The 24,015-nt window shown below is 63.7% G+C and carries 27 protein-coding genes; 11 read left to right on the top strand and 16 right to left on the bottom strand.

The features are described from left to right. Positions 1-18 precede the first annotated feature (18 nt). Positions 19-969 (top strand): MBL fold metallo-hydrolase, encoded by a 951-nt coding sequence (locus RCO31_RS17445; RefSeq protein WP_308969695.1) that lies wholly within the window; start codon positions 19-21, stop codon positions 967-969. A gap of 164 nt (positions 970-1,133) precedes the next feature. Then, positions 1,134-1,862, top strand: a complete 729-nt coding sequence (locus RCO31_RS17440; RefSeq protein ID WP_308969694.1) for an SDR family oxidoreductase — start codon at positions 1,134-1,136, stop codon at positions 1,860-1,862. Positions 1,863-1,949: 87 nt separating this feature from the next. Here RCO31_RS17440 and RCO31_RS17435 read toward each other — a convergent pair whose 3' ends face one another. Continuing rightward, complete coding sequence (locus RCO31_RS17435) at positions 1,950-3,752, bottom strand: FAD-binding oxidoreductase (RefSeq protein WP_308969693.1); 1,803 nt, start codon at positions 3,750-3,752, stop codon at positions 1,950-1,952. Between the two features lie 287 nt (positions 3,753-4,039). Here RCO31_RS17435 and RCO31_RS17430 point away from each other — a divergent pair, with 287 nt between their 5' ends. Then, positions 4,040-5,542, top strand: coding sequence for an AMP nucleosidase (locus RCO31_RS17430; RefSeq protein ID WP_308969712.1), 1,503 nt, complete (start codon positions 4,040-4,042; stop codon positions 5,540-5,542). A 64-nt stretch (positions 5,543-5,606) separates the two neighbouring features. On the opposite strand, the gene RCO31_RS17425 is transcribed toward RCO31_RS17430, so the two are convergent. The 6 genes from RCO31_RS17425 to RCO31_RS17400 all read right to left on the bottom strand — a co-directional run bounded on the left by RCO31_RS17425 (position 5,607) and on the right by RCO31_RS17400 (position 12,442). After that, on the bottom strand, positions 5,607-8,258 hold the full coding sequence (locus RCO31_RS17425; RefSeq protein ID WP_308969692.1) for an EAL domain-containing protein: 2,652 nt from the start codon (positions 8,256-8,258) through the stop codon (positions 5,607-5,609). A 161-nt stretch (positions 8,259-8,419) separates the two neighbouring features. Then, the gene (locus RCO31_RS17420) at positions 8,420-8,608 is read right to left on the bottom strand and encodes a hypothetical protein (RefSeq protein WP_308969691.1); all 189 of its coding nucleotides are present in this window, start codon (positions 8,606-8,608) and stop codon (positions 8,420-8,422) included. Between the two features lie 9 nt (positions 8,609-8,617). Next, entirely contained in the window at positions 8,618-8,872 is a 255-nt protein-coding gene (locus RCO31_RS17415) for a hypothetical protein (RefSeq protein WP_308969690.1), read from the bottom strand. Positions 8,873-9,045: 173 nt separating this feature from the next. After that, entirely contained in the window at positions 9,046-11,499 is a 2,454-nt protein-coding gene (locus RCO31_RS17410; protein ID WP_308969689.1) for a PAS domain S-box protein, read from the bottom strand. 247 nt (positions 11,500-11,746) lie between these two features. After that, positions 11,747-11,998: a hypothetical protein gene (locus RCO31_RS17405; protein ID WP_308969688.1), complete on the bottom strand. Its 252-nt coding sequence runs from the start codon at positions 11,996-11,998 to the stop codon at positions 11,747-11,749. A 105-nt stretch (positions 11,999-12,103) separates the two neighbouring features. Next, positions 12,104-12,442, bottom strand: coding sequence for a hypothetical protein (locus RCO31_RS17400; protein WP_308969687.1), 339 nt, complete (start codon positions 12,440-12,442; stop codon positions 12,104-12,106). A gap of 179 nt (positions 12,443-12,621) precedes the next feature. Here RCO31_RS17400 and RCO31_RS17395 point away from each other — a divergent pair, with 179 nt between their 5' ends. Together RCO31_RS17395 and RCO31_RS17390 are read left to right on the top strand one after the other, a co-directional pair. Continuing rightward, entirely contained in the window at positions 12,622-12,942 is a 321-nt protein-coding gene (locus tag RCO31_RS17395; RefSeq protein ID WP_308969686.1) for a hypothetical protein, read from the top strand. A gap of 100 nt (positions 12,943-13,042) precedes the next feature. Next, positions 13,043-13,630, top strand: a complete 588-nt coding sequence (locus tag RCO31_RS17390; RefSeq protein ID WP_308969685.1) for a hypothetical protein — start codon at positions 13,043-13,045, stop codon at positions 13,628-13,630. Positions 13,631-13,807: 177 nt separating this feature from the next. Here RCO31_RS17390 and RCO31_RS17385 read toward each other — a convergent pair whose 3' ends face one another. Next, positions 13,808-14,437, bottom strand: coding sequence for a histidine phosphatase family protein (locus tag RCO31_RS17385; RefSeq protein WP_308969684.1), 630 nt, complete (start codon positions 14,435-14,437; stop codon positions 13,808-13,810). Positions 14,438-15,364: 927 nt separating this feature from the next. On the opposite strand from RCO31_RS17385, the gene RCO31_RS17380 reads away from it, so the two are divergent. The 4 genes from RCO31_RS17380 to RCO31_RS17365 all read left to right on the top strand — a co-directional run bounded on the left by RCO31_RS17380 (position 15,365) and on the right by RCO31_RS17365 (position 16,979). Then, complete coding sequence (locus tag RCO31_RS17380; protein WP_308969683.1) at positions 15,365-15,574, top strand: hypothetical protein; 210 nt, start codon at positions 15,365-15,367, stop codon at positions 15,572-15,574. Positions 15,575-15,626: 52 nt separating this feature from the next. Then, positions 15,627-15,857 carry a hypothetical protein gene (locus RCO31_RS17375; protein ID WP_308969682.1) on the top strand — a complete coding sequence of 77 codons (231 nt, stop codon included), beginning with the start codon at positions 15,627-15,629 and terminating at the stop codon, positions 15,855-15,857. A 77-nt stretch (positions 15,858-15,934) separates the two neighbouring features. Beyond that, the gene (locus tag RCO31_RS17370) at positions 15,935-16,657 is read left to right on the top strand and encodes a DUF72 domain-containing protein (protein ID WP_308969681.1); all 723 of its coding nucleotides are present in this window, start codon (positions 15,935-15,937) and stop codon (positions 16,655-16,657) included. 118 nt (positions 16,658-16,775) lie between these two features. Continuing rightward, complete coding sequence (locus RCO31_RS17365) at positions 16,776-16,979, top strand: hypothetical protein (protein WP_308969679.1); 204 nt, start codon at positions 16,776-16,778, stop codon at positions 16,977-16,979. Here RCO31_RS17365 and RCO31_RS17360 read toward each other — a convergent pair. The 3 genes from RCO31_RS17360 to RCO31_RS17350 all read right to left on the bottom strand — a co-directional run bounded on the left by RCO31_RS17360 (position 16,976) and on the right by RCO31_RS17350 (position 18,012). Continuing rightward, on the bottom strand, positions 16,976-17,149 hold the full coding sequence (locus tag RCO31_RS17360) for a hypothetical protein (RefSeq protein WP_308969677.1): 174 nt from the start codon (positions 17,147-17,149) through the stop codon (positions 16,976-16,978). The genes RCO31_RS17365 and RCO31_RS17360 overlap by 4 nt on opposite strands. Positions 17,150-17,495: 346 nt before the next feature. Next, positions 17,496-17,693 carry a hypothetical protein gene (locus RCO31_RS17355; protein WP_308969676.1) on the bottom strand — a complete coding sequence of 66 codons (198 nt, stop codon included), beginning with the start codon at positions 17,691-17,693 and terminating at the stop codon, positions 17,496-17,498. Between the two features lie 133 nt (positions 17,694-17,826). Continuing rightward, positions 17,827-18,012 carry a hypothetical protein gene (locus RCO31_RS17350; protein WP_308969675.1) on the bottom strand — a complete coding sequence of 62 codons (186 nt, stop codon included), beginning with the start codon at positions 18,010-18,012 and terminating at the stop codon, positions 17,827-17,829. Between the two features lie 239 nt (positions 18,013-18,251). On the opposite strand from RCO31_RS17350, the gene RCO31_RS17345 reads away from it, so the two are divergent. Both RCO31_RS17345 and RCO31_RS17340 read left to right on the top strand, forming a co-directional pair. Then, a complete protein-coding gene (locus RCO31_RS17345; protein ID WP_308969674.1) occupies positions 18,252-18,449 on the top strand; it encodes a hypothetical protein in 198 nt (65 codons plus the stop codon). A gap of 102 nt (positions 18,450-18,551) precedes the next feature. Then, positions 18,552-19,079 (top strand): periplasmic heavy metal sensor, encoded by a 528-nt coding sequence (locus RCO31_RS17340; protein ID WP_308969673.1) that lies wholly within the window; start codon positions 18,552-18,554, stop codon positions 19,077-19,079. 39 nt (positions 19,080-19,118) lie between these two features. On the opposite strand, the gene RCO31_RS17335 is transcribed toward RCO31_RS17340, so the two are convergent. The 5 genes from RCO31_RS17335 to RCO31_RS17315 form a co-directional block, all read right to left on the bottom strand. After that, positions 19,119-19,499 (bottom strand): hypothetical protein, encoded by a 381-nt coding sequence (locus tag RCO31_RS17335; protein WP_308969672.1) that lies wholly within the window; start codon positions 19,497-19,499, stop codon positions 19,119-19,121. Between the two features lie 32 nt (positions 19,500-19,531). Further along, entirely contained in the window at positions 19,532-19,762 is a 231-nt protein-coding gene (locus RCO31_RS17330) for a hypothetical protein (protein WP_308969671.1), read from the bottom strand. Between the two features lie 232 nt (positions 19,763-19,994). Next, positions 19,995-20,315 carry a DUF1236 domain-containing protein gene (locus RCO31_RS17325; protein ID WP_308969670.1) on the bottom strand — a complete coding sequence of 107 codons (321 nt, stop codon included), beginning with the start codon at positions 20,313-20,315 and terminating at the stop codon, positions 19,995-19,997. Positions 20,316-20,637: 322 nt separating this feature from the next. Further along, positions 20,638-22,848: an amylo-alpha-1,6-glucosidase gene (locus RCO31_RS17320; RefSeq protein ID WP_308969669.1), complete on the bottom strand. Its 2,211-nt coding sequence runs from the start codon at positions 22,846-22,848 to the stop codon at positions 20,638-20,640. Positions 22,849-22,858: 10 nt separating this feature from the next. Then, complete coding sequence (locus tag RCO31_RS17315; RefSeq protein ID WP_308969668.1) at positions 22,859-24,007, bottom strand: glycosyltransferase family 4 protein; 1,149 nt, start codon at positions 24,005-24,007, stop codon at positions 22,859-22,861. Positions 24,008-24,015: the final 8 nt, after the last annotated feature.

Here is a 24,015-nt window from a genome sequence, read left to right as displayed (position 1 = left end):
AGCGAGGAGAACTGAAAGATGAATCACGTGGTCCGCAACACTCAACAGGAGACAAACATGAGCCTGGATATTGCACACGTCGCTCAGAAACCCGAAGAACTCGTTCCGTCGCGCTATGCGGTACGGGTCGGCGACATCGACGTGCTGATCGTCAGCGACGGCGTGCTGCCGCTGCCAACCAAGATGTTGGCCCACAACGCCGCGCCGGCCGAGCGGGCGGCCTGGCTGGACGACATGTTCCTGCCGTCCGACGCTTTCGACTGGGCGCTGAATGCGGTCATGGTCCAAAGCGGCGACAAGAAGATCCTCATCGACGCCGGACTGGGGTCCGACCCGAACCTGAACTTGCCGCGGGCCGGGCAGTTGATCAGGCGACTGGAAGCTGCCGGCATCGATCTCGCGTCCGTGACCGACCTGGTGCTGACCCACTTGCACATGGACCACATCGGCGGGCTGCTCGTCGACGGTGTGAAGGAGCGGCTGCGCAAGGACCTGCGGATCCACGTGGCGGCCGCCGAGGTGAAATTCTGGGAGGCGCCCGATTTCTCCCACACCGACATGCCGCAGGGATTTCCCGACGCGCTCCGGGCGACCGCCAAGCGGTTCGTGAAGGAGTTCGGCAGTCAGCTCCGGCAGTTCGATGAGCAGCACGAAGTTGCGCCGGGCGTCGTCGCCCGTCGCACCGGCGGTCACACGCCCGGGCACAGCGTGGTTCGCGTGGCGTCAGGCGGCGACGCGCTGACGTTCGCCGGCGACGCCGTGTTCGCGGTCGGGTTCGAGCAGCCCGAATGGTTCAACGGCTTCGAACACGACCCCGAGGAGGCGGCCCGCGTTCGCATCCGTCTTCTGCGGGAGCTGGCCGAGACCGGCGAGATGCTGGTGGCAACCCACCTGCCGTTCCCGTCCGTCGGCCGCGTGGCCGTCGAAGGCGACGCCTTTCGCTGGGTGCCGGTCTTCTGGGACTACTGATCGCTTGTTGGATTGAACCCGAACCAGGGCGCGCACTCATGGTGCACGTCCTGGTTCATTCTTCCCAGCCACTCAGCCGTCGAAGCCGCCACGCTGGTTTACGCTCGCTTGGACGACTTCGAACGGCGCAACACATTCGAATGAACATGCAGAACGAGAAAGTCGTGATCATAACGGGCGGAAGCTCCGGCATCGGCCGGGCCGCCGCGCTCCGTTTCGCCGACCAGGGCGACAAGGTGCTCATCACCGGCCGCCGCGCCGGCCCTCTCGAGCAAACCATGGCGGAGCATAAGAATATCGCGGGCTTGATTGCGGATACCGCCTCCGCCGAAGACGCCGAGCGGACCATTGCCGAGGCGGTCGGCAAATGGGGCCGGCTGGACACGCTCGTCAACAACGCCGGCGCAGGAGCCATCCTTCCGTTATCGGATGCAACGGCCGATCGGATCGCAGACATCTTTTCCGTCAACGTGGTCGGCCCAACCCTGCTGGCCCGAGCCGCCCTTCCGCACCTGAAAGCGACGCAGGGCACCATCGTCAACATCTCCTCGACTTTCGGTCACCGGCCGGCCGCGGGACTATCCCACTATGCCGCCAGCAAGGCGGCGCTCGAGCACCTGACCCGCTGCTGGGCGCTCGAGCTCGCGCAGCTCGGAATAAGGGTGAATGCGGTCGCAGCCGGCCCGACGGAATCCGGCGCCTTGACCGGAATGATGGGGCTGTCCGCGGACATGGCAGAAGCCGTCGAGGAAGAGGAGCGCGCACGGATCCCGCTCGGCCGGCGCGGCGTTCCCGACGACATCGCACAATGGATCGTCCAGCTCGCAGGCCCCGGCTCGCAATGGATCACGGGCCAGGTTGTCGCCGTCGATGGCGGCCTGGGGCTGGCTTGATCTCCGCGCATCCGATCGTTCGGGGACGCATGCCGCTCCGAGTGACGCAGAGTGTGATCGACACCGAACCTGATTTCATCACGCCAGCTAGGTCACCCTCGTAAACCCATCACTGCTCCAGCGCTCGCTGCCGACGCCGTGATGCACGATGAACAGGCCGTCGGGATCGTAAACGTCCTTCGTCACCAGCAGCCGCGGATAGTGCTCGCCCCAGAACGATCGCTGCCAGTCCTTCTCGAAGAAGTCGCTCTCGGACACATACGATCCGGCGTCCGGCGCCAGCCTGCGCAGCTCCCGCATTGCGTCCTCGACCGCCTGTGCGTGACGGCGCGCGAGTGCCGGATCGGGCTCGCGGCCGGTGATGCCGGGATACGCGGGTTGCTGTTGCGCAGCGCAGATCACCAGCGCAAAGGCATCGCGCATCGCGCCGTTCATCGGCGTGTCTTTCGCCGCATCGATCACGGCCTTCGGCGCACCGGCGAGGCCCTTGTTGATGTGCAGCGAGAGGCTCCAGTGTTTCGCGCCGGCAACCAGCGCATCGACAAGGTCGCCGCGGCGATCGTCGGCGAGCAGCGCGGCCGGCAGCCAGGCCGACTGATAGCTGTGCAGCACCCGCCCGGCCTCCCCCAGATTGCTGGCCCAGAACACGTTGGTCGCCGGCGCATGCGCACGATCGTCGGCAAGCACCAGTCCCGGCACCTGCTTCAGCGTGTCGACATCCCAGAGCCGGCCGGCGGGAAGCGCCATGACCTGCGGTGCCTCGATGATGGTGAAGTCCCGTGGCGATGCTTCGAGCCATGCGAACAACGGCTGCCAGGTCACCTGCGCCTGTTGCTGCGTGAGCCCTTGAAACACCATGGCGACCGACATGACATGGCCGGGTCGAAAGGTGATCTGCTCACCCCAGTGCGGATTGAAAAGCGCGCTCCGGTAGAATTCGATCGTCCTTTCGATCAGCCGCCGAAAAGCCGTCTCCGACTCCGCGCGAACCGACAGGAACACGGCACCGAAGACATCCGGCAGATCATGCGTTCGCAACGTCAGCCGCGTCACCACGCCAAAACTGCCACCGCCACCGCCCTTGATCGCCCAGAACAGATCCGGGTTCGTGCATGCATTGGCCATTCGCACTTCGCCGTTCGCCGTCACGATCTCGGCTTCAAGCAGGCTTGCAGCAGCCAATCCATACGCCTTGCTGAAGCTGCCGAACCCGCCGCTCTGGATCAGACCTGCCACGCCGACTGTCAGACAGCCGCCTCCCTGCACGTAGCGGCCGCCCTTCGTCGTGACCGCGTCGTAAACCTGTCCCCACATCGCGCCGGCACCGATCGTGACCGCGGGCAGCGGCGCGACGCGGCCGGCGCACCCCGCGCCGACGAACGCATCGTCCAACACGATCGCGTTCATCTTTCGCGTCCAGATCAGAAGCGAGTCGGCGGAGCAGGACGTGCCCTGATAGCTGTGCCCGCCGCCTTTGACGACGAGCCGAAGATTGTGCTCGCGCGCGAAGTTCACCGCCGCGACAACGTCGTCGGTGCGATGCGCATTCACCGCATACACGCTCGGCCTCGACGTCCAGGCGCCGACCCAGCCGAGGGTCTGCGTCAGCGCGGCATCGTCGCCAAGAAAGTACGGATTCTTCAGCCGCCTGAAGAGGTCCGCGCAGGCCTGCCCGGACGGATCGGTGGCGCACGCGTCGAACGGCGACTGCAGCCTGATCAATTGTCCTGCGGTCGCGCGATCGAGCTGCTGCCAATCCGCCGCCGACGGCCAGGATGGATCCGATGGTCGAACGCGCGAGGATCGCGACGACGCCTGCGCCGACGTCAACGGCCAGGAGGCCTGACTGAACACGGCTGCGATGAATTCAAGCAGATGTCTCCGGTTCATGCGTTGCCCCCGGCGCTCGAAAGTGATCTCCGGCCATCCTGCCATACAAAGAGGGAGAATGCGTGGGCGCGGTCGGGCCCGGCGCAGCCTGCGCGCCGGTTCTGCTTTCGCTCCGCCACATGGGCGGAGCGTGAACAAAGCCGCGAATAATCATCGAATGATCATAATGGAGAAATGTTTGGTCACCGCGCGCGCCGGTGACGAAATAACGTAGCATTCATTCCGCATCCGCTGCGCACAGCGGCCTTGACTTCGCGGTGACACAGGAGAAACCTCGGCTTATGCCGATGACACCTCGCCCCTCCGTCGCCGACAAGGTCCTGTCACCGAAACCGATCGAAACCGAGGCCTTCACAGATGCAGCGGCCGCGGTCGCAAGGCTCGAAGAGATCTACGAGCGTAACGTCGGCTTTCTCAGATCCCGTTTTGAAGCGTATGCCGGTGGCGAGCCGCTCGGTGGGCGCGTGCGCGCCACCTACCCTTTCGTGCGCATTGCGACGGATACGCACGCCCGCGTCGACTCACGCCTCGCATACGGCTTCGTTTTCGGTCCCGGCATTCATGAAACCGCGGTGACACGGCCCGATCTGTTTCGCGACTATCTGACCGAGCAGATCGACCTCCTGATCACCAATCACGGCCTGCCGGTGGAGATCGGGCAGTCCAACGAACCCATCCCGATCCACTTTGCCTATCGATCCAATATCAATATCGAGGCGGCGCTTGCCGGCGGCGGCGTCCCGCAGTTCGATCGCCCGCTGCGCGACGTTTTCGATACACCCGACCTGGCCACCATCGACGACGCGATCGTCGACGGCACATTGCGGCTGCCGGCCGGCGCGCCGCAGCCGCTGGCGATGTTCCGGGCATCCCGCGTCGATTATTCACTGCATCGGCTCTACCACTATACGGGCACTGACCCCGACCATTTCCAGAACTTCGTGATCTTCACGAATTACCAGTTCTATGTGGATGCGTTCGCCCGCATCTGTCGCGAGCGGCTGGCGGCGGGCGACACAGACTATGAAGCGTTCGTTGAACCGGGCAATCTGATCACGACGAAGATGCGCCCTGGCGGCGGCGCTCCTCTGGAGCGCATGCCGCAAATGCCGGCGTTTCATTTCGTTGCGCCCGATCATCGCGGGATCACGATGATCAATATCGGCACGGGTCCTTCGAACGCGCGCAACATCACCGACCACGTCGCGGTGCTGCGACCGCATGCCTGGCTGATGCTCGGCCACTGTGCAGGATTGCGCAACAGCCAGAAGCTCGGCGACTACGTGCTGGCGCACGGTTATGTGCGGGAAGATCATGTGCTCGACGAGGAGTTGCCGCTGTGGGTTCCCGTTCCGGCGCTGGCCGAGATGCAGGTGGCGCTCGAACAGTCCGTCGGCGAGGTCACGGGCCTGACCGGCTATGAGTTGAAGCGCGTCATGCGGACCGGAACGGTGGCGAGCGTCGACAATCGCAACTGGGAGCTTGGCGATCACGCCGCCGTGCTTCGCCGCCTGTCGCTGTCACGGGCCATTGCGCTCGATATGGAGTCGGCGGCGATTGCCGCCAATGGTTTCCGCTTCCGCGTCCCTTACGGGACACTGCTCTGCGTGTCCGACAAACCCCTGCACGGCGAGCTCAAGCTTGCCGGCATGGCCGGCGATTTCTATCGCCAGCGCGTCGGGCAGCATCTCGAAATCGGTCTCAAGGCGATTGAAAAGCTCAAGTCGCAGGAACGGGAGCGCCTGCACTCGCGCAAGCTCAGAACGCTCGCCGAGGTCGCCTTTCAGTAGACGACGATCGACAGCCAAGCGGCAAGCGCCCGGCCCTCTCAATCCAGGCCGGCTGTTCGCGGGATCAGGCCGAGGCTGCGATGCGCTTTGGGTCGTCGCGCAGGAGCTTCCGGATTTCGGTCACCGTCCGCGCCGGGCTGAACAGGTGGCCCTGCATCTGCGCGCAGCCGAGCTCGCGCAACAGCCGCCGCTGCGCCTCGGTCTCGACCCCTTCCGCCGTCGTGATCATGCGTTGCGAGGCGGCAATGCCGAGTGCAGCCTGCAGGATCGGCAGGCTCTTGTCCTCCGACAGGCTCGAGATGAAGCTGCGGTCGATCTTGATCTTGTCGAACCTGAACCGGTGCAGATAGCTCAACGATGAATAGCCGGTGCCGAAGTCGTCGAGCGCGATGCTCACGCCGAGCGAACGGAGCTTGTCGAGCATATCGAACGCGGTGTCATGGTCGTGGATCAGCACCGCTTCGGTGATCTCGAGTTCGAGCCGCTCCGCCGGCAGCCCCGATCGCGCCAGCACGCTTGCGACCTTCAACGGCAGCGTCCGGCTGCGAAACTGCATCGGCGAGACGTTGACCGCGATCTTCACATGAGCGGGCCAGCCCGTCGCCTCGATGCAGGCGGTGTTCAGCACCCATTCGCCGATTTCGTCGATCAGGCCGATGTCCTCGGCGATCGGAATGAACTCGGCAGGCGAGACGCAACCTCGTTCCGGATGAAACCACCGGACAAGCGCCTCGCATCCGACAATTCTTTCGGAGCGAAGGTCGACGACCGGCTGATAGTAGACGTCCAGGCTCCCTTCAGCCACCGCCTGCCGCAGGTCGCGCTCGAGCAGATGACGGGCCTTGGCGCGCGCCTCGAGCGCGGGATCGAAGAAGCGGAAGGTACGGCGGCCGCCGGCCTTCGCGTCGTACATCGCAAGATCCGCGTTCTTCACCAGCTGCTCGAGGTCGTTGTCGCTGGCGGAGCCGAGCGCGATGCCGATGCTCGCTCCGGTCATGAGCCGATGCCCCATGCATTCGAACGGTTCATGCAGCGCCTGATAGATCCGTTCGATCAGCCCGGTCAGCTCGGTCTCGCTCGTCACGCCGGTCCGGATGATGGCAAACTCGTCGCCGCCGAGGCGCGCGACCACGCCGTCGTCATCCAGGCATTCGCGAAGCCGCCCGGCAATGCCTTTCAGCAGTTCGTCGCCGACCGAATGACCGAGCGAGTCGTTGACGGTCTTGAAGCCGTCGATGTCGATGTAGAGCACGGCGATTTTCGAATCACGCCCGATCTGGCGCAGCGCCTCACCGAGGCGCTCGCGGAACAAGAGCCGATTGGGCAGCTCGGTCAATGGATCGTAGTGCGCGAGATGCGCGATGCGTTCCTCGGAGCGGCGACGATCGGTGATGTCCTCCAGCGTCGTCACCCAGCCGCCCTGCGGCAGCGGCTGGAAAGTCACTTCGACGATCCGACCGGCGACACCGGTGATGGTTGCGCGCTTCGTCTTTCCCTCGCGCGCGCCGTCGATGAACAAGGCGCAGTACTGGTCCACGTCGCCGTGAAAGCTGCCCCTGTCCTTGCGATGCTGAATCAGCTCGCGCAGCGTGCAGCCTGGCTTGACCACGTCGCGCGAGACATCGAACATCTCGATGTAGCGATCGTTGCTCAGCACCAGCCGCTGGTTGGAGTCGAACAGGAGCAACCCGTGCGTCATGTTGTTCACGGCCGTGTCGAGACGCTGCTTCTCGAGGGTAAGCCGTTGGCGGCTGGCGTCGTATTGACGCTTGAGCTGACGGATGATCATGAACAGCGTGAGCGAGATCACCAGCGATGACAGCAACGCGGCGACGACCAGCAGCCTGGTCTGCTTCCGCCATTCGCCGAGTGCGGAATCGGCGCTGGTCGAGACGACAACCCGCAGCGGAAAATTGCCGACCTGGGCCGGCGCGGCGAAACGCGCCTCTTCGTCGGCAGTGGAGCTCCACAGCGCGACGGCAGCGGTGTTGTCGGGGTTTTGCGACGGCTGGGGAAGAGGATCGGCGTGGGGAAAGCGCGTAATCAGCGTTCCGTCGGAATGAAACAGCGAGAATGCAGCATCGCTGTCGAGCGCGACCGAGGCAAAGAAATGCTCAAACGATTTTGGCGACAGTGCCCGGGTGGTCAGCCCGAGGAACACGCCGTTGGGCGAGACGATCCTTTGCGCGAAGATGATCGCGTGACCTTCGATGAACTGGCTTCGGATCAGCTCGATCAGCAGCGGCGTTCCAGCGCTGTTGGACTTCAATGCCCTGAAATAATTGCGCTGGGCGATCGAGCGCTCGCCGACCGGCCATGTCTGCGACGAGTTCAGCCACTCACCATCGGCGGTCCAGAGACTCACGCCGACGAGGTCGCGTGCACTCATGACCTTCGAAGCGAGCATGCGATGGATGAACTGGGTTCCCATGGCGCCCTTGAACGTCTCGGGCGACTCGATCTGCTCGAGTTCGAGCTCGGCTACGATCACCTTCTGCAGAAACACGAAATCGGTGAGAGTCTGCTCGATATGTCGCGACAGGAGTCGCGCATTGTTTTCCAGCTCGCGCTCGCTGGCCGAAATCGCGCGATCGCGCGATGCAAACACGGCGGCGGCGGTCGCGACCGCGATGGCCGCAACCAGAATCGCACCGCCCAGCGCAAGCGCCAGGATCGGTCCTCGCCGCAAGTGATCACTCGAAAGTCCGCGCGCCATGGACCCTGCTCCGCGCGGCATGATTATGCCCCACAGGTAGAGCCCGCGTTACCAAGTTCGGTTACTTTGTCTTTAATCGTCTTTAATGCCGGCGCGCGGGAACGCACCGGCTGCCGCGTTGAATGACGCGGAAGCCGCGATTCGCCTGCGATCCAATGAGCCTAGCGCGACCCTTGCGGCGCCAAACCGACCGTCTTTTCCGATGGCGCCTTGTCGGGCGCCATTGCCGTCGTACGGTCGACCTGCCGATTGGCAAGCGCAATCGCCACACTGAACACGATCGCGATGACGAGCGGCGCGATCCACTTGCGATTCGGCGGCGGCGAGTTGGAGTCGAAGTCTGTCGGCATTTCGTGCTCTTACTGTTCTGCGCCCTTCGATGGCGGTGCGGGAACCGAACCGGTCGTAGTTCCCGGTGCCGTGTTCAGGGTTGGATCGGATGCCGTCGTAGTGTCGTTCGTGCGTGTGGTGCCGAACAATGCCAGAGCCGCGATCGCACAAGCGATGATCAGGCCCGCCGTCCAAGCGATCGGGTTGCTTCCACGCTCCGTCACGTCCGCGTTGCGCTCACGCGGCGGCAATCCATTCTTATGGGTTTCGTCCTTTTCGCGCATGGGCGGAATCCTTCGCTGAAAAACGCGGGCGAAGAGAGATGGTTCCGGGACCAAAATGTGGCGATGTTTCAACAGGTCGCGACCTATTGTTGCAGCGACTTCCCGGCGTGATTTTACCGCCGCCAATTAAGTTCGGTTCCGCCGCATATGTGGCGGCCGCAATGTCCACGATCTCACGGTTGCCTGGCCGCGATCGCGTTCCGCAAGGCGCGCGAGAGCACCTCGATCGAGTAAGGCTTCTGAATCAGTTCGAACCCGTGATGCGCGTTTTCGGCGAGCACGTTGCTGTAACCTGACGTCAGCACGATCGGCAGGTTCGGGCGGCGCTCGCGGATGATCGCCGCGAGTTCGACGCCGTTCATTCCGGGCATGACGATGTCCGAGAACACGAGATCGAACTCGCTGCTCTCCAGCGCCGCGAGCGCAGCGCGCGCATCGGTGACCCAGGCGGTCGCGTAGCCGAGATCGTGCAGGACCTCGGTGGACACCCGGCCGATCTCAACGTTGTCCTCGACCACGAGCACGGAATAGCCGCGGCCGCTCACCGCAGGTTCCGCGGACTTCGCCGAGTTGCCCCGGACCCTTCGGGGCGCGACGGCTTGCGGCAGATAGATCACGAACGTGGCGCCCTTGCCGAGGGCGCTCTTCACCTCGACGTCACCGCCTGACTGTTTGGAAAAACCAAACGCCTGCGACAGGCCAAGGCCCGTGCCCTTGCCGACCTCCTTCGTGGTGAAAAACGGTTCGAAGATCATATCGAGCTTCTCGGCCGCAATGCCTGTGCCGGTGTCAGCGACCGAGACCGCCACAAACTCGCCCGCACGGCGCGACTGGCCGCGCAGCGGCGGAATCTCCAGAACCTTGGCGACGTGGATTTCGAGGCTGCCCTCGCCCGCCATCGCATCGCGCGCGTTGACGGCGAGGTTGATGATCGCGGTTTCAAACTGTCCGATATCCGCAACGGCGAAATACCCGCCGCCCTCGACGCCGACCTTGATCTCGATTCCCTTGCCGACCAGCGGCCGGATCAGCTGTGCGATACTCTCGACCTGTTCGCCCACGTTGAAGACCTGCGGCTTCAACGGTTGACGCCTTGCGAACGCGAGCAGCTGGCCGATCAGCTTCGCGGCGCGATCGACGGTTTCGGTGATGGCATTGATGTAGCGGCGATGGCGCTCCTCGGGCAGATCGCGCCGGCGCAGGAAATCGGTGGCCGAACGGATGATGGTCAAGAGATTGTTGAAGTCATGCGCGACGCCGCCGGTGAGCTGGCCCACCGCCTCCATCTTCTGCGACTGCCGCAGCACTTCCTCGGCCGCGCGGCGCTCGGTGATGTCCACCGCCTCCGACAGCGCCGCCGATACCTTGCCGTGGCGGTCGAACACCGGCCGCATCGCGAAATCGAAGAAGCGGTCGCCGATCGACAGATGCAGCATCACCTCCTCCCGCACGCTTTCGCCGCGCAGCACCATGCCGAACGCATCGCGCACGAAACTCGGCATCGCTTCCGTGCCGGTAAACCACGACATCTCCCAGAACGGCTTGCCCAGCACATCGGACGCGTCCGCGCCGATTCCTGCGAGCGCTGTCTTGTTCGCGTGGATGACGTTGCCGTTGAGATCGAGCAGGGTCTGGTAGAGGTGCGTCGTGTCGAGGATCGCCAGCATCTGCGCCTGCTGCGTTTCGAGCTGCGCGGTGCGCTCTCTGATGCGGCTTTCCAGGGTTTCGTTGAGTTGCCGCAGCCCGGTTTCCGCCTGCTTCGCCACGGTGATGTCGTGGGCGAGACCGATGAAGCCGATGTGGTTTCCGAAAGGATCGAAGCGCGGCTGCGATTCCGAACGAAGCCAGCGCCATTCGCCATCGGCGCGTCGATAGCGCGCTTCCAGCACGAAAGGCTTCAGCGACGACTCGCCGGCGATCTGCTCCTTGAGAATGCGCGCCAGGTCGTCCGGATGCAGCGCCTTGCGCCAGTCGAACACGACGGCCTCGTCGTAAGGCAGCCCGAGGAAATCGAGATAGGCCTGGTTGGCGAAAGCGCGGGTGCGGTCGAGCTTGGTGACCCACATCGGCACCGGGGCGCTGTTGGCGATCTGACGGAAGCGCTCCTCGCTTTCGCGCAAGCTTTCCTGCGCCTGCATGCGCTCGGTGATGTCGATATGCGCGCCGACCAGCCGCAGCGCCCGCCCCTCGTCGTCGCGCTCGATCCTGGCGGTGACACCGATCCAACGCACCTCGCCATCACTCGGGCGGATGATCCGGTATTCGGCGTGGTAGTGTTCGACCGTGCCTCCGATCGCGTCGAGGAACTGCCTTTCGGCGCGCGCCCTGTCCGCGGGATGGATCCGGTTGAGCCAGTCCTGATGGGTTTCATTCGCCGCACTCGGCGGCAACCCGTGGATGATGAGATATTCGGGTGAGCGCCGGCGATTGCGAAAACCCTCGCGCAGATCGACCTCGACGCCACCGACACGGCCGATGCGCTGGATCAGCGCAAGCTCGGCCTCGCGCTCCTGCAACACCCGATACGCTTCGTCGCGCTCGTGCGCCAGCTCAGCAAGATGCTGATGCAGCTCTTCGGCATCGAGGCTGCGCAGTGGGTCCGAAGCGGAACCGGAAGGACTGGTCATGCGGCGTCAGCTGAGGCTCGTTGACGATCAGGAGCACCCTCGCGGGGGACGGCCAATCGTCGCTCATCCTATAGGGATTTCGCGGCCGGATGAGAACAGGCGCGGACGGGCATTTCCCTTTGCCCAATCGTAACTTGGGAAGCAGCAAGAGTCCGGGGACAAATCGCACGCGCTCGCCGGGCCTCCGACACGGAACCGCGGTCCGTCGCCCTGCGGCATTGCGCGAGGCCAAATGAGACCGACCCCCTCAGGGGTCGCGCTCACTCTCCTCGGCTGCACCGACCTGGACACGGCTGTCGTCCGCCAGGCGGTGGGGAATGAGCACGCTGAGCGGGTGCGGCAAGGTCGTCAGCGCGCGCAGGTCCTCGATCGTCATCGCATCAAGGACGACCCCGGTCACGTCGACCGGCATTGTCTGCGGCAATCCGGCAACCGCAACGCGCAGGCCATCGACCGTTCGCACAATAAAACTGGAAAAATCGTTCGGCTCGATGTCCATCACTCACACGCCACTCACACGCCACTCCACCTCCGGTTCCCTATCCCAAGGGAGCCGGTATTCAGACGCCGGACAGTACCATGGTTTGCTGCTGGCCTGCCAGAATCAGCAATCCGGGATGCCGGCGGGGCGCACCGGGCCGCCGCTCGTCATGCGACCCTCGCTCGTCACGCCGCTGGTCACGCGGTTGGAGTCTTTCGCCCCTCCGCCAGCTCCCTGCACGTCGTCCCCCGCCGAACTGCCGGTGGTTCGGCCTTGCGGGTCACCGCTCGCGCCAAGCGTTCCTTTGCCCGGGAACTTCTCGCGTGCAATGTTCTGCAGCGTGTCCCAGCACAAGGTATCGGCGCTGCGGTCTTGCTGATCGAGTCCGGAGCTCTGCGCATTCGCGCCGCCAAACGTAATGACGATGGCGAGCACGGCGAGCGAGACAGTTACGGCCTTCATTTCGAATGCTCCTCCGCTCGAGCCTCCTCAGGAGGTCCGATGCGGGAATCATTCGCGCCGCAAGACGTTCCTCATGAGCCAGGATACCTCACCTTTTTGTTGAGCTTCGTGTTCAGGCTCTCCGGAACATTCCGGTGCAACGCCTTGTTGAGGTTGTGAAAATGCGACGGAGATTTCGAATGAAGACGATTGCCCTCGTGCTCGCGCTCGCCGTGCCGCCGATGCTCATCAGCAGCTCGGCAAGCGCAGCCTCCGACAGGACCGTGACTGCGCAGGCAACGTCGGAAGCCGGCGCCGCAACGGATGCAAGCGCGCGCAAGAAGGTGCGCCGTCAGCCGCAGGCCTATCGCGGTTACCGTTACTCCTACGGCTACGACCGGCCCTATCGCCGCGGCTATTATGGTCAAGGCTACTATCGCGGCATCCAGCCGGGCTGGGGTTATGGACCTGACCCCGGCGACCGCGCGTGGCCGCCCTTCCACTTCAAGCCATACTGGTAAGCGATAGCAGACGCAGCCCGCGTGACGCGCCTGCCGACCGTCGGGAAACGCGAGACCATCAGGTCACCTGACATTAACCGGGCTTGTCCAATATCGCGGCATGTCCGGTCACATCCGCCAGGTCAGAACGACCAAATGGGGCGAGCCCGAGAAGCTTCGGATGCTGCTCGACGAGCCGCCGAAGCCGCGCGGCGCGCCATGGTTCTGGGTGCTGGTCGCGATCCTCATGGCGCTCGCCTTTGCCGCGGTTTACCTGCGGCACGATCTGGCAGCCGCCCTTAAGCCGAAGGCCGGGGCGCCCGAGCAACTGTCCGCCCACCAGGTGCAGGTCGTCGATGGCGACACGATCCGGCTGCACGGCCGGCAGGACGAAATCCGCCTGATCGGTTTCAACACGCCCGAGACCGCGCGTGCGCGCTGCGACGCGGAGCGCGAGCGCGGCTACACAGCGATGCGCCGGCTGCGCGCCATTATCGCGAGCGCCGACCTGGAATTTCAGGCCGCGCCTTGCGCCTGCACGTCGAACACCGAGGACACCGAGGCGTGCAATCCCGGCCAACGCTGCGGCATCCTGCGCGCCAACGGCTGGGACGTCGGCGAACGGCTGATCGCCGAAGGGCTGGCCGAGCGCACATCATGCGTCGGCGGCAACTGCCGCCCGCCCCGCCCCTGGTGCGATGCACGCTAAGGCATGACCAATACATACTCGGCGTCGTCCCCGCGCAGGCGGGGACCCTAGTATTCCAGAACGTTAAAGCTTGAGCGCAGACGCTGCGGGTTACTGGATGCCCGCCGGAGCCTGTCCTCGGGTCGCGCTTTGCGCGGACCCGGGGGCGGGCATGACGGGTGGGCCCAAGGGGTACGGCTACTTGCTGGCGACGTCCGTTTGCCACGCATCGGCCTTGACGCGTACGACGAGCACCGGGCCCGATGCGGCCGGCCGGTAGACCAATGCCTCTCCTTCCTGGACATCCGCAAAATCCTTGCCGAACGCGTCGGCAACATTGGTCTTGTGGGTGACGACGACATTGTTCGCGCCCGCCTTGGGCGCGTTGTTCACGAGATCGCGGATCGCGCGTCCGATCTTCTCGTTGTCACCGTCCGGGTTCGCCATCTTCGACGCGCTGCCCGCGCCGCTATCGGTCAGTTCATCCCGGGGGATCACATCCTTGTCGGCAAGAAGCTTGCCGGTCTCGACGGCGCGGTTGAGCCTGCTTGTGTAGATCTCGCCGAGCGGAACTCCCAGCGTCTTGAGGGACGCACCGATCGCGCGCGCCGCGCTACGCCCCTTGTCGCTCAGCTGTCGCTGCGCCTTCATGTCATCGAAACGAAACGGATAAATGTCCTTCTGGCTGTCATCGGTCGCGACATGTCGGAAGATGATGACGTGCCCGCCCTGCTTCAGTGATGCAAAACTTGCAGGATCGATCGCCCATGCCGGGCCGATGGAGGCGATGAGCAGCAGCGGTGCGAAACGCAGTGCGATCTTGTTCATGAAGTGCCCCTTTGGTGTGCAGCCAGAGTACGATCGCGAAAGACGACAAATTGGCGGCAGCAGAATACTTCGCACCAACGATCATTGATTGAGCACCGACAATTTTGGGGCGAGATTTTTTTGCTTCGTTCCGGAAACGCTCTCGCGATGGCGGCGTTTGGAGCGAATGAGGATGTTCGATCTAACCTGCAACGAATGCGGCGCCACATACGACGTCGCTGAATCCACCACGCTCGAAGGCGACCCTTCCGAGTTCACGTGCGCGGTCTGCGGGCGACTGATGACTCGGCTCGGCGCGCCGAGATACCGGGTCTGCCGGATGACCCTTCCGGCGGGACGTTCAGATTTTCACGTTCCGAGCGAGGGCCTGGACCGGTATTGACGGTGCCGGGCTCGCGGAGCGCGACTTAAAGCGTGAGGCCGTCCGCCCGTGAGGAACGCTCGCCTCGCGCAAGTGTTCTTTTTCCGGGAAGGTCGCCATGGAAATCGAACAACAGCCGAAGGTCGCCCACGACGAATCCCGCCTGTCAATTCTGGGCTCGCATCCCGCAACGGATCCGCGACCCGAATTGGAGGCGGAGCAGCGATGATCGGGCGGAGCGGTTTCCACGGACTGCTGCGGAACGTGAAGATATCCCCCTGGACAAGGCGGTCGCTGACCGCGAGCTTCCTGATGCACCGGGCCGCCCGCCAGGCTTCGCAGGCCAGGTCCGGATCGGATGACGAAAACGCCCCGCCGCCCTCGATATCGCTGGCTTCCCATTCGTGGATGGCATCGATCGCCGCGGCGCTGCGCAAGGCGCGTGATCGGGCGCGCCGGCCCCGGTGAAAGAATAATTCTCCGATCGCTGAGGAACGCGTGCGGGGGCGGGGCATTGAAGGCTCGCACGAACTGCCTGCATTCGTGCGGCACCGCCGGAGGTCAAGATGACCTTGATACTGCCGCGGGATATCCAGAAACGGTTCGAAGAGCGCTGGTCCGCGCGCGCAGCGCAGGCGGCCGAAAGTTTCCATGCCAAGGCGCAGCGCTTGAAGCAGGCCCATCCGGTGGTGCCCGAAGGTGCGAGGCCGATCGAACCACCGCGGGAGAACGAGACCCCGGAAGGTCGACCCGGCGCCGAGGGAGCGCATCGTTGAAGGAACCAACCGACTCGATCCGATGTTGGAACCGACACGTATGGGGTTGATCATGAGAGACGACATCCATAATCCCCGGGACGAAGCCTTCTTCACGCCTGGCGTGATCGCAGCGATGCTGGCCGCCGTTTTCCTGGCCGCGGCACTCTTCCTTTGGGCGCCGTGGGGTAGCCTGCATCTCGCCGGCGACGGCAAATCCGGCATGACCACCGGCCAAAGCCCGAACACGACGCGCATGGCGCCGCCCGCGACAGCACCGGCTCCCGCGCCGGACAAGAAGTAAGCCACGTGGCGCAACGGGCGACCGGTTCGCGAGCGCAGAGAATTGTTCTGTCGAGGACCTGAGGTCGCGACCGATCGATGGCGAGAATTCTGATCGGCACCTCCGGTTGGCACTACGCGTCGTGGCGCGGACCGTTCTTCCCGCCGAAGCTGATGGTCAAGCATCAGCTGCAGTACTACGCGACCCAGTTCTCCACGGCCGAGCTGAACGGCGTGTTCTACCGGACGCCCAGCAAGGAAAGCGTCGCCGCCTGGCGCGATACCACCTGCGATGATTTCGTGTTCGCGTGGAAGGCTTCGAAATTCATCACCCACTGGAAGCGGCTGTCGGACGCGTCCCGCAACAGCTTGCAGCTGATGGAGGAACGGCTCGCGATTTTGCGCGGCAAGGCCGGACCTGTGCTGTTTCAGCTGCCGCCGCAGTTCGAGGCGGATGCCGAGCGGCTCGCGGGCTTCGTCAAGCTTTTGATGCGCAAGCGGCGCTACGCGTTCGAATTCCGCCATCCGAGCTGGTACGACACGAAGGTGCTGCGGATCCTGTCGGATGCGAATATCGCCCTGTGCCTGTCGGATCATCACGACGCGCCGGCACCGTGGGAGCGAACCGCCGATTTTGTTTACGTCCGGGGACACGGACCGGGCGGCCGCTACAAGGGACACTACACAACGAAGACCCTGGAGAGCTGGGCGCGAAAAATCGCTGCCTGGAAACGGCAGCGCCGGGACGTGTTCGTGTTTTTCGACAATGACCAGAAAAGCGCCGCGCCGAGGGACGCCATGCGCCTGAGAGCGCTGGTGTAGCGGCCAAGGCCGGTTGTATTCGCGGGGGCCAGGTGGGGTTTCCTTCGGGCCGGCGAATACCTATATGTTGTTGGCAGCTATGTTGTTTGCAAGGTTCAATGGCGTCAAAGGAATTAGCGTGAGCAAGGAATCGCAGGCTGAAAAACGCGAGCGGGCGGCCGCCGAAGGACGCATCGCCATGGCCGAACGCGCAGCGCGGGAGGCCTTCGTCGAAAAGAACACGCTACGCTTGCGCGAATTGCGGCTTGCGAAGGAAGCCGCAGAACGTGCTGCGGCCGAGGCCGAGCCTGTCGCACCGAAGGCGAAAAGGGCGAAGCGCTAGGATCGATCTGACTGCATGACCGGCTCGATGTAGGTCCAGTGCAGCAGCACCGGTCGCTTGCGGCCGTCCAGCAGGACTTGATACGTCGTCCCGGTTCGCGAGCCCGAAACAATCACCCCGGTTCGGACCATGAGCGGACTGCGGCTTTGGCCGAGTTCGGACAATCGCACGCGGTCTCCGGCCTTCAAAGTGGACGGCGTTGAGGCACGGGTAACCATACGCGAACAAATCGCCGAGCGGGAACCGAGTTCCTCGCCCGAGATCGTTCTAGTGTCCCGAATCCGAAGTTCGCCGTACTTTGCAGCGAGCTCAGAGCGAACTTCGGATTCGATCAGGACACTAGCAAGTTTATGATTCTAGTGTCGTTTATGGATCAGAAATTCGCACGATGGACTCGCGGCAACGATGGCGCGAACTTCTGATCCACGACACTAGCCGCATGAAAGCACTGCGCGATTGACACGTCTTGCGCGACGACGACCGTCGTCGCGCGGACGGAGATGATCGAAAGCCTGCTTATCCGTGCCCCTCATCGCCGTCGGCTTCCAAAAGCGTCGGACGAAATCTGGGAAGATCATCGGAGCGGTCTTTCGCTCTTTCCTCGAAGTCGGCAGCCATCTCGCTCAGGCGATCTGCGACCGTCCGATCCTGTGCGACCTTCACCATCTTGCGGAGCGTTTTCGCCTGCCGTCTGAAATAGTCTTTATCGATCATCCCCGGAACCATGCTTTCCCCTCGCGTGGGTCCACGTCCGGTTACGCATAGCGCGGTATTTCGTTCCGGGCTGCGTTCACTTTAGCACGCAAAAATCCGCACGAACGTTTCAGTGAGGCGTGCGGGCCACGCTCTAGCTATCGGGCTTTGTCGAGGCAGGAAGTTTCTCGGCGATGGTCGCGCCGCAGTTCGGACACGTAAGTTCGATGTCGGCCCCATGCGCATGCTCCCTGATGGTCTTGGCGATCATCGGCGCCTTATTGCAGGCTTTGCAGAAGACAATCGGTATATCGGGCGGGGGCGGTTGTTTCGCACTCATGTGTCGCCTTCTCCCAAGAACATCCGGTCGCGTAGCCTTGAATGTTCGCGGAACCGCGAAACGAGATGGGAACCGGCACCTCGTCCGTCAAGAGCAGCGGCCGCCTGTCCGCCAAGGAGGCGCGCCCGTCCGTCGCGGAGCGGACCGAAAAAACGAAGCCCGCCTCATGACTTTGAAGCGAAGGCATGCCGCACTGGTGTATGGTGTCACCTCTCCGGGCAGGGTGTAGGAGGCGTGCGATGAAGAAAATCCCAAGGACAACCTATCAGTCTTCCGACGAACTCGAGGTGCGCATCAAGGAGCGTGAGGCCGACGCCGCATTGCTGCCACCCGGCGCAACCAGGCAATCCGTGTTGAAGGAAGTTGCTCAGCTCCGCATGTATGCAAGCGTCAAACGCTGGGCCGACGCAGAGCCGATGCCGCTGCAGCACAAATAAGTCAGCCGATGTTCTAAGGCAGCATTCAAGCTGCGAGCTTATGCTCGAGCCCGGAGAGATGCTGCGCGATCGACGCTTCCCGCAATCTCAGATGGTCGTTCCATGATCCGCGCCGTCATTCTGTCCGCCATGCTGCTTGCCTCCACCGCGGTTGTTGCACAATCGCCCTACGCTGGAATGCAGTCGCGTGCCATCACGTCACTGTCAGGTCAGCAACTGGCGGACCTGAAGGCGGGTCGCGGCATGGGCCTCGCGCTGCCGGCCGAACTGAACGGCTATCCGGGACCGCTGCACGTTCTGGAGCTTTCGGAGAAACTGGAGCTGTCCGCGGAGCAGCGCACGACGATGCAGGCGATGTTCACCGCCATGAAGGCTGAGGCGATTGCGCTCGGCGACAGGCTCATCGAACAGGAGGCCGAGCTCGATCGCCTCTTCGCCAGCCGCGCGGTGACGCCGGCAAGCCTGAAGGCGGCGACCGCTGCAGTGGCCGCGACGCAAGGCGCGCTGCGGGAAGCGCACCTCAAATACCACCTTGCTGCGGCCGAGAAACTGAGCGCTGTGCAGAAGCAGAAATATGCCGAGTTGCGCGGCTACGGTGCCGGCCACCATCCGGCGCACCGGCATCGATAGATCGACATCGCGCGGGCGACCGCCCGGCGTGAAGGGTGGCTAACGCCCCTCCTCATCGATGTTCGCCAGGCAGGGATCCAGGAGCACGTGATTGTCATCGCGCCTCGAATAGGCGCCGCGTGCCTGCACACGATGATCGTTCTGGATTCCGTTGCCCTCATACGTCACGCACAGAACGCGGATGTCTGGCGACGCGCATAACACCACATACCAGAGCGCGCCATCGGTCTGCACGCCGACGGCATTTCCGACCACCCAGAGATCGATGCGCCGATCGAATTCCGGCAAGCGGTCGAGCGTCGGCCGCAGTTCGCGGCACTCCGCCGAGCGCTGCGGAGGCATCTCGGCCTCTGCGAGGCCGGCCCCGAACGTGGCAACATCCTGGGCAGACGCGGCCGGCAGGAATGTCGTAACCGACATCGATACCGCGACGGCGAGGACGCAGATTGATCTCACCGCGACGTGGTGACCACTGAACAGCCCTCGCCGAGCGCCTGCTTGTACGCGCTCTTGAGGTCTGGATTGGCAAGGATCTCTTCGGCGGCGTTGAAGTTCATCGCAAGCTTCCAGGTGCAATTCTCCGACGGCGGCGGCAGGCGCGTGGCGTCGAGCACGTAGGCGGTCCGTCCCGAACTGCGTCCGGCATCCGCTCTCAGCTCGATGAACTTCTGCAAGCGACTCATTGGTCCCCCTCAATGCGTACGGAAGCGATCTCTCGTGTCATCATATCGTGGCCGAACCATGAGTGACCGCGTCCGACCGCTGACGGCACTCATGCGACTTACAACACCTATGCTGGAAATGTCAGATGCCAAGATGATCGCCGTTCGGCCCGCTACAACAGAACCGCCCAGCAAAGGGTTCCGATCAAGATCACCATTCCTGCGAGCGCGACTGCGAGAAACGTCTGGGCCATCACTCGATTATTTCGGCGATTGTGTTGTCCTTGGGGTGGACGACGATAATTCTTTCGCCGCTGACGAAGAAGCGATGCGACTTGACGGCAGACACCTTGCTTCCGACCGATGCCGGAAACGCCCGCAGCTCAATACCTTCAGGGACTTTCTCGCCGATCTTGTAATCGCCGGAGGCCGCCTTCGGCGTTTTCATTTCGTTAAGGACGATCTCTTTGATCGTGTGATTGTCCTCGGCGGTCAACTTCACTGTCGCCATCTGAGCCTGTGCGCCGACCGTCAATGCGGCGAGAATGCCCGAAACCAGGAACAGTTTCGTCATGGCGTTTCCTCCAACAGGATGAAACAGCGGCGGGTGCAGTCTGTTCCAGAGCGGGGACGGACTATCCATTTGAAATATAAGAGGCGGCCACGAACTCGGCGCGCCCCTCTCCCCGGCGGGGAGAGGGTTGGGGTGAGGGGCCGTGGCACGCGCAGTGGTGATACCGCGAAGGCCGAGGCTTCGACATAATTAGCGAAGCATGCTCTGCGGACGGCTGTGCAACACCATCCGTGCTACTGCCCCTCACCCCAACCCTCTCCCGCAAGCGGGAGAGGGAGCGCGCCGAGTTCGCGTGCTCTCTCGGGACAAGTCCCGCGGCGGTCTACTTCAGGATGGCGATCTTCGCCTGGCCTTCGCGCGACAGCACGTTGGCCGTGACATCGTGACCGTAGCGGTGAACGCGGATGTCCACCCGCGAGTCCTTCAGGCGCAGATTGCGAATGATGAGTTCGTCCACGAACTCCGGCAGCACCGGGTTGCGGAAGCGGATCTCGCATTCGTCATGCACCAGTTCCAGGCCGAGGCAGGCGCCCAGCAATCCGAAGATCGAGGTCGCGGCCCAGGCCTGCGGCGCGCAGGCAACAGGGTAAGGTGTCGGCGCGCGGTGTGGCGACCGGTTGAAGCCGCAGAACAGCTCCGGCAGCCGGCTGAGATCCTGATGCCGCGCCGCGTCGAAGATGCCGGCGAACACGCGCGAGGCGTCCGCCTGCAACCCGTAACGCGAAAATCCCATGGCGATCAGCGCATTGTCGTGCGGCCACACCGACCCGTTGTGATACGACAGCGGATTGTAGCGCGGCTGGCCGACTGCCAGGGTACGGATTCCCCATCCGCTGAAGGCGTCGGCGGTCAAAAGATTGGCGGCAACGCTGCGCGCACGCTCGGGCGAGGCGATGCCTGAGAACAGCGCCTGGCCGGCGTTCGAGGCGACCACGCGGCAGGGGCGCTTCTCGCCGTCCAGCGCCAGCGCATAGGTGCCCAGTTCGTCACACCAGAAGGCCTGCTCGAAATCCGCGCGCAGCCGTTCGGCCTGCGACGACAAAGTCTCCGCCAGGTCGAGCAGTCCCAGCCTGACGGCAATGCGAGAGGCATGGTTTCGCGCGGCGAACACGTATCCCTGCACCTCGCACAGCGCGATCGGCCCGACAGCGTCAGATCCGTCCGCGTGGAAGATCGCGTCGTGCGAATCCTTCCAGCCCTGGTTGGCGAGACCGCTCTCCTCCGCGCGCGCGTATTCGACGAACCCGTCACCGTCGAGATCGCCGTAATTGTCGATCCAGCCGATCGCGGCGTAGATGTTGGGCCAGATCTCGCGGATCGTCTTCAGATCCCCGGTGCGCTCCAGATACATGCCGGCGAGCACGACGAACAGCGGCGTCGCGTCGATCGTGCCGTAGTAATGGGCGAACGGGACCTCGCGCAGTCTCGCCATTTCGCCATGCCGCATCTCGTGGATGATCTTTCCGGGCTGGGCGTCCGAGTAGGGATCGACCTCCTTGGCCTGCGTCGCCGCAAGTGTCCGCAGCACGCCGCGGGCAATCGACGGGTCGGTCCACAGCATGAGTATCGCGGTGATGATGCCGTCGCGGCCGAAGATCGTGTTGAACCACGGAATGCCGGCATAAGGGTACGGCCCATACTCGCCATACGAGATCAGCGTGTAGGCGTCGGCGGTGGCGCGGCAGACGATGTCGTTCAGCGAGACGGTCGAGCTTCGGACTGTGGCGATGTCTTCGGTCGCCCTGCGGCGCGCCTTGCGGATGCCGCGATAGGCGGACAGGAAGCTGCTCGCAACCAGCGGCTTCACCTCCGAGTCCAGGCAGGAGACCGTCACGAAGATCGACGTGTGCTCGTAAGGTGCAAGTTCGACCTCGATTGTCGCGCGGCCCTCATCGACGACCAGGGGAGCCGGACTGAACTCGATCACCGTGCGCCGCTCGACCCGGTCGAGGCCGCGATACACGAACTCCACCGTGCCCTTGTCGGTCACACTTGCCTTGATCTGCCCGTGCCGCAGCCGCCGCGTGCCGCGCACCTCGAACATGTCGGAGAAGTCGGCCTCGTAGAGAAAATCGATCAGCAGGCGTCGGCGCACCGGCGCGAAGCTCTTGATGCCGATGCGCTCGTGGCTGCACGGGCCATAGAGAAACTTCGTCCGCTGCACGAAAATCGTATCGCGCCCGAGCCGCTCCTCCGCGCCCCGTTCGACATCCGGATTCGTCAGCTCGACCGACAGGGCCGCCTTGTCCTCGTGCACCGCGGAGCTCAACAGCAGCGGCCGCTTGCCCTCCAGCCACAGCTCGAACTTGGAGAGATAGCGGGTGTCACGATAATAGAGACCCTCGGCGGTCTCCTTCAGCGTGCCGATGTCGCCATGGTCATCCATCACGGCGAAGGCATCGCCGTATTTGAGATTGCGCAGAGTGCGATCGGTCAGCGAGCTCTTGGCTTCGATCTCGTACTCTGACCAGAGATTGGGACCACGCGGCTGGGACTCATCCTTCCGCTTGATCGACCGGACTTGATCCACCATTGGTCCTCGCTCACTTCGCGGCCGCAGCCGGCTGCTGTGTGAGCAGGAGCCCCGCATCGGGCACCACCGGTGCGGGCGCGGCGATCGCACGCTGCCGCTCGCTCGCGGTTCTCGCTGTTTGTGACGGCTTGTCGGACATGGACAGAATCTCCTGATAGGCCGCGACATAGTTTCTCGCCATGCGCGCCACCGTGAAGCGACGCTCGAAGCTATGCCGGATGGTCCGCCGACTCAACCTGCGCACGCGGTCGATCGCGTCCACAGCCTGTTCGATCGAATCGACGATCGCACCATTGACACCGTCGTCGACGATCTCGGGCACCGAGCCGTTGTTCCAGGCGATGATCGGGGTCCCGCATGCCATCGCCTCGATCACGACGAGGCCGAACGGCTCGGGCCAGTCGATCGGAAACAGCAGCGCCAGCGCGTTCCCGAGCAGTTCGCGCTTGGCCGCATCATTCACCTCGCCGATGAACTCGACGAGCGGGTGCTTGAGCATCGGCTCGATGGTGTCACGGAAGTATTTCGCGTCGGCCGCATCGACCTTGGCGGCGATTTTCAGCGGCAGGCCCGCCTGCTTGGCGATCTCGATGGCGCGGTCCGGCCGCTTCTCCGGCGCGATGCGGCCGAGAAAGACCAGGTAGTCGCCTCCCTTCGGGTTGTATGGATGGAGATCCGGAGGCAGCCCGTGATGGACGGTCGCGTGCCAGTTGACGGCTTTCGGCATCGGCGCGCGTTGCGCGGCAGAAATCGACACCAGCGGCATATCGGGAAAGGCGCGATAGATCGGATGGAAATCCTTCAGGTCCAGCCGGCCATGCAGCGTTGTGATGCATTTGTGGAAGAGTTTCTGAAACATTGGGAAGTGCAGAAGGTCGACATGAAAGTGGATCATGTCGAACTCGCTCGCGCGCTTGTGAAGCTGATCCAGCATGACGAGGGTGCTTGCTACGTGATCGCGGATGCCCGCAAGGCGCAGCCCCTCCGGTATCACCGGCACCAGTTCGGCCGCGGTGACGGAGTCGCCGCTGGCAAACAGCGTAACCTCATGTCCCTGGCGTACCAGTTCCTCAGTCAGCCACGATACCACCCGTTCGGTACCGCCGTAGAGTTTTGGCGGCACGGCCTCGGCAATCGGGGCCACCTGGGCGATACGCATGTGTGTCG

Origin of the sequence: Bradyrhizobium sp. LHD-71 (assembly GCF_031157255.1) — a bacterium.
GTDB lineage: Bacteria > Pseudomonadota > Alphaproteobacteria > Rhizobiales > Xanthobacteraceae > P52-10.
The sequence above is the reverse complement of the archived record's forward strand: the minus strand, read 5'-3'. Positions and strand labels throughout refer to the sequence as shown.

Excerpts from the sequence above, each read along its gene's own strand:
- RCO31_RS17445 (WP_308969695.1), top strand. The coding sequence starts at position 19 with ATGAATCACGTGGTCCGCAACACTCAACAGGAGACAAACATGAGCCTG.
- RCO31_RS17435 (WP_308969693.1), bottom strand. The coding sequence starts at position 3,752 with ATGAACCGGAGACATCTGCTTGAATTCATCGCAGCCGTGTTCAGTCAG.
- RCO31_RS17430 (WP_308969712.1), top strand. The coding sequence starts at position 4,040 with ATGACACCTCGCCCCTCCGTCGCCGACAAGGTCCTGTCACCGAAACCG.
- RCO31_RS17425 (WP_308969692.1), bottom strand. The coding sequence starts at position 8,258 with ATGGCGCGCGGACTTTCGAGTGATCACTTGCGGCGAGGACCGATCCTG.
- RCO31_RS17420 (WP_308969691.1), bottom strand. The coding sequence starts at position 8,608 with ATGCCGACAGACTTCGACTCCAACTCGCCGCCGCCGAATCGCAAGTGG.
- RCO31_RS17415 (WP_308969690.1), bottom strand. The coding sequence starts at position 8,872 with ATGCGCGAAAAGGACGAAACCCATAAGAATGGATTGCCGCCGCGTGAG.
- RCO31_RS17410 (WP_308969689.1), bottom strand. The coding sequence starts at position 11,499 with ATGACCAGTCCTTCCGGTTCCGCTTCGGACCCACTGCGCAGCCTCGAT.
- RCO31_RS17405 (WP_308969688.1), bottom strand. The coding sequence starts at position 11,998 with ATGGACATCGAGCCGAACGATTTTTCCAGTTTTATTGTGCGAACGGTC.
- RCO31_RS17400 (WP_308969687.1), bottom strand. The coding sequence starts at position 12,442 with ATGAAGGCCGTAACTGTCTCGCTCGCCGTGCTCGCCATCGTCATTACG.
- RCO31_RS17395 (WP_308969686.1), top strand. The coding sequence starts at position 12,622 with ATGAAGACGATTGCCCTCGTGCTCGCGCTCGCCGTGCCGCCGATGCTC.
- RCO31_RS17390 (WP_308969685.1), top strand. The coding sequence starts at position 13,043 with ATGTCCGGTCACATCCGCCAGGTCAGAACGACCAAATGGGGCGAGCCC.
- RCO31_RS17385 (WP_308969684.1), bottom strand. The coding sequence starts at position 14,437 with ATGAACAAGATCGCACTGCGTTTCGCACCGCTGCTGCTCATCGCCTCC.
- RCO31_RS17380 (WP_308969683.1), top strand. The coding sequence starts at position 15,365 with ATGACCTTGATACTGCCGCGGGATATCCAGAAACGGTTCGAAGAGCGC.
- RCO31_RS17375 (WP_308969682.1), top strand. The coding sequence starts at position 15,627 with ATGAGAGACGACATCCATAATCCCCGGGACGAAGCCTTCTTCACGCCT.
- RCO31_RS17370 (WP_308969681.1), top strand. The coding sequence starts at position 15,935 with ATGGCGAGAATTCTGATCGGCACCTCCGGTTGGCACTACGCGTCGTGG.
- RCO31_RS17355 (WP_308969676.1), bottom strand. The coding sequence starts at position 17,693 with ATGATCGATAAAGACTATTTCAGACGGCAGGCGAAAACGCTCCGCAAG.
- RCO31_RS17350 (WP_308969675.1), bottom strand. The coding sequence starts at position 18,012 with ATGAGTGCGAAACAACCGCCCCCGCCCGATATACCGATTGTCTTCTGC.
- RCO31_RS17345 (WP_308969674.1), top strand. The coding sequence starts at position 18,252 with ATGAAGAAAATCCCAAGGACAACCTATCAGTCTTCCGACGAACTCGAG.
- RCO31_RS17340 (WP_308969673.1), top strand. The coding sequence starts at position 18,552 with ATGATCCGCGCCGTCATTCTGTCCGCCATGCTGCTTGCCTCCACCGCG.
- RCO31_RS17335 (WP_308969672.1), bottom strand. The coding sequence starts at position 19,499 with ATGTCGGTTACGACATTCCTGCCGGCCGCGTCTGCCCAGGATGTTGCC.
- RCO31_RS17330 (WP_308969671.1), bottom strand. The coding sequence starts at position 19,762 with ATGAGTCGCTTGCAGAAGTTCATCGAGCTGAGAGCGGATGCCGGACGC.
- RCO31_RS17325 (WP_308969670.1), bottom strand. The coding sequence starts at position 20,315 with ATGACGAAACTGTTCCTGGTTTCGGGCATTCTCGCCGCATTGACGGTC.
- RCO31_RS17320 (WP_308969669.1), bottom strand. The coding sequence starts at position 22,848 with ATGGTGGATCAAGTCCGGTCGATCAAGCGGAAGGATGAGTCCCAGCCG.
- RCO31_RS17315 (WP_308969668.1), bottom strand. The coding sequence starts at position 24,007 with ATGCGTATCGCCCAGGTGGCCCCGATTGCCGAGGCCGTGCCGCCAAAA.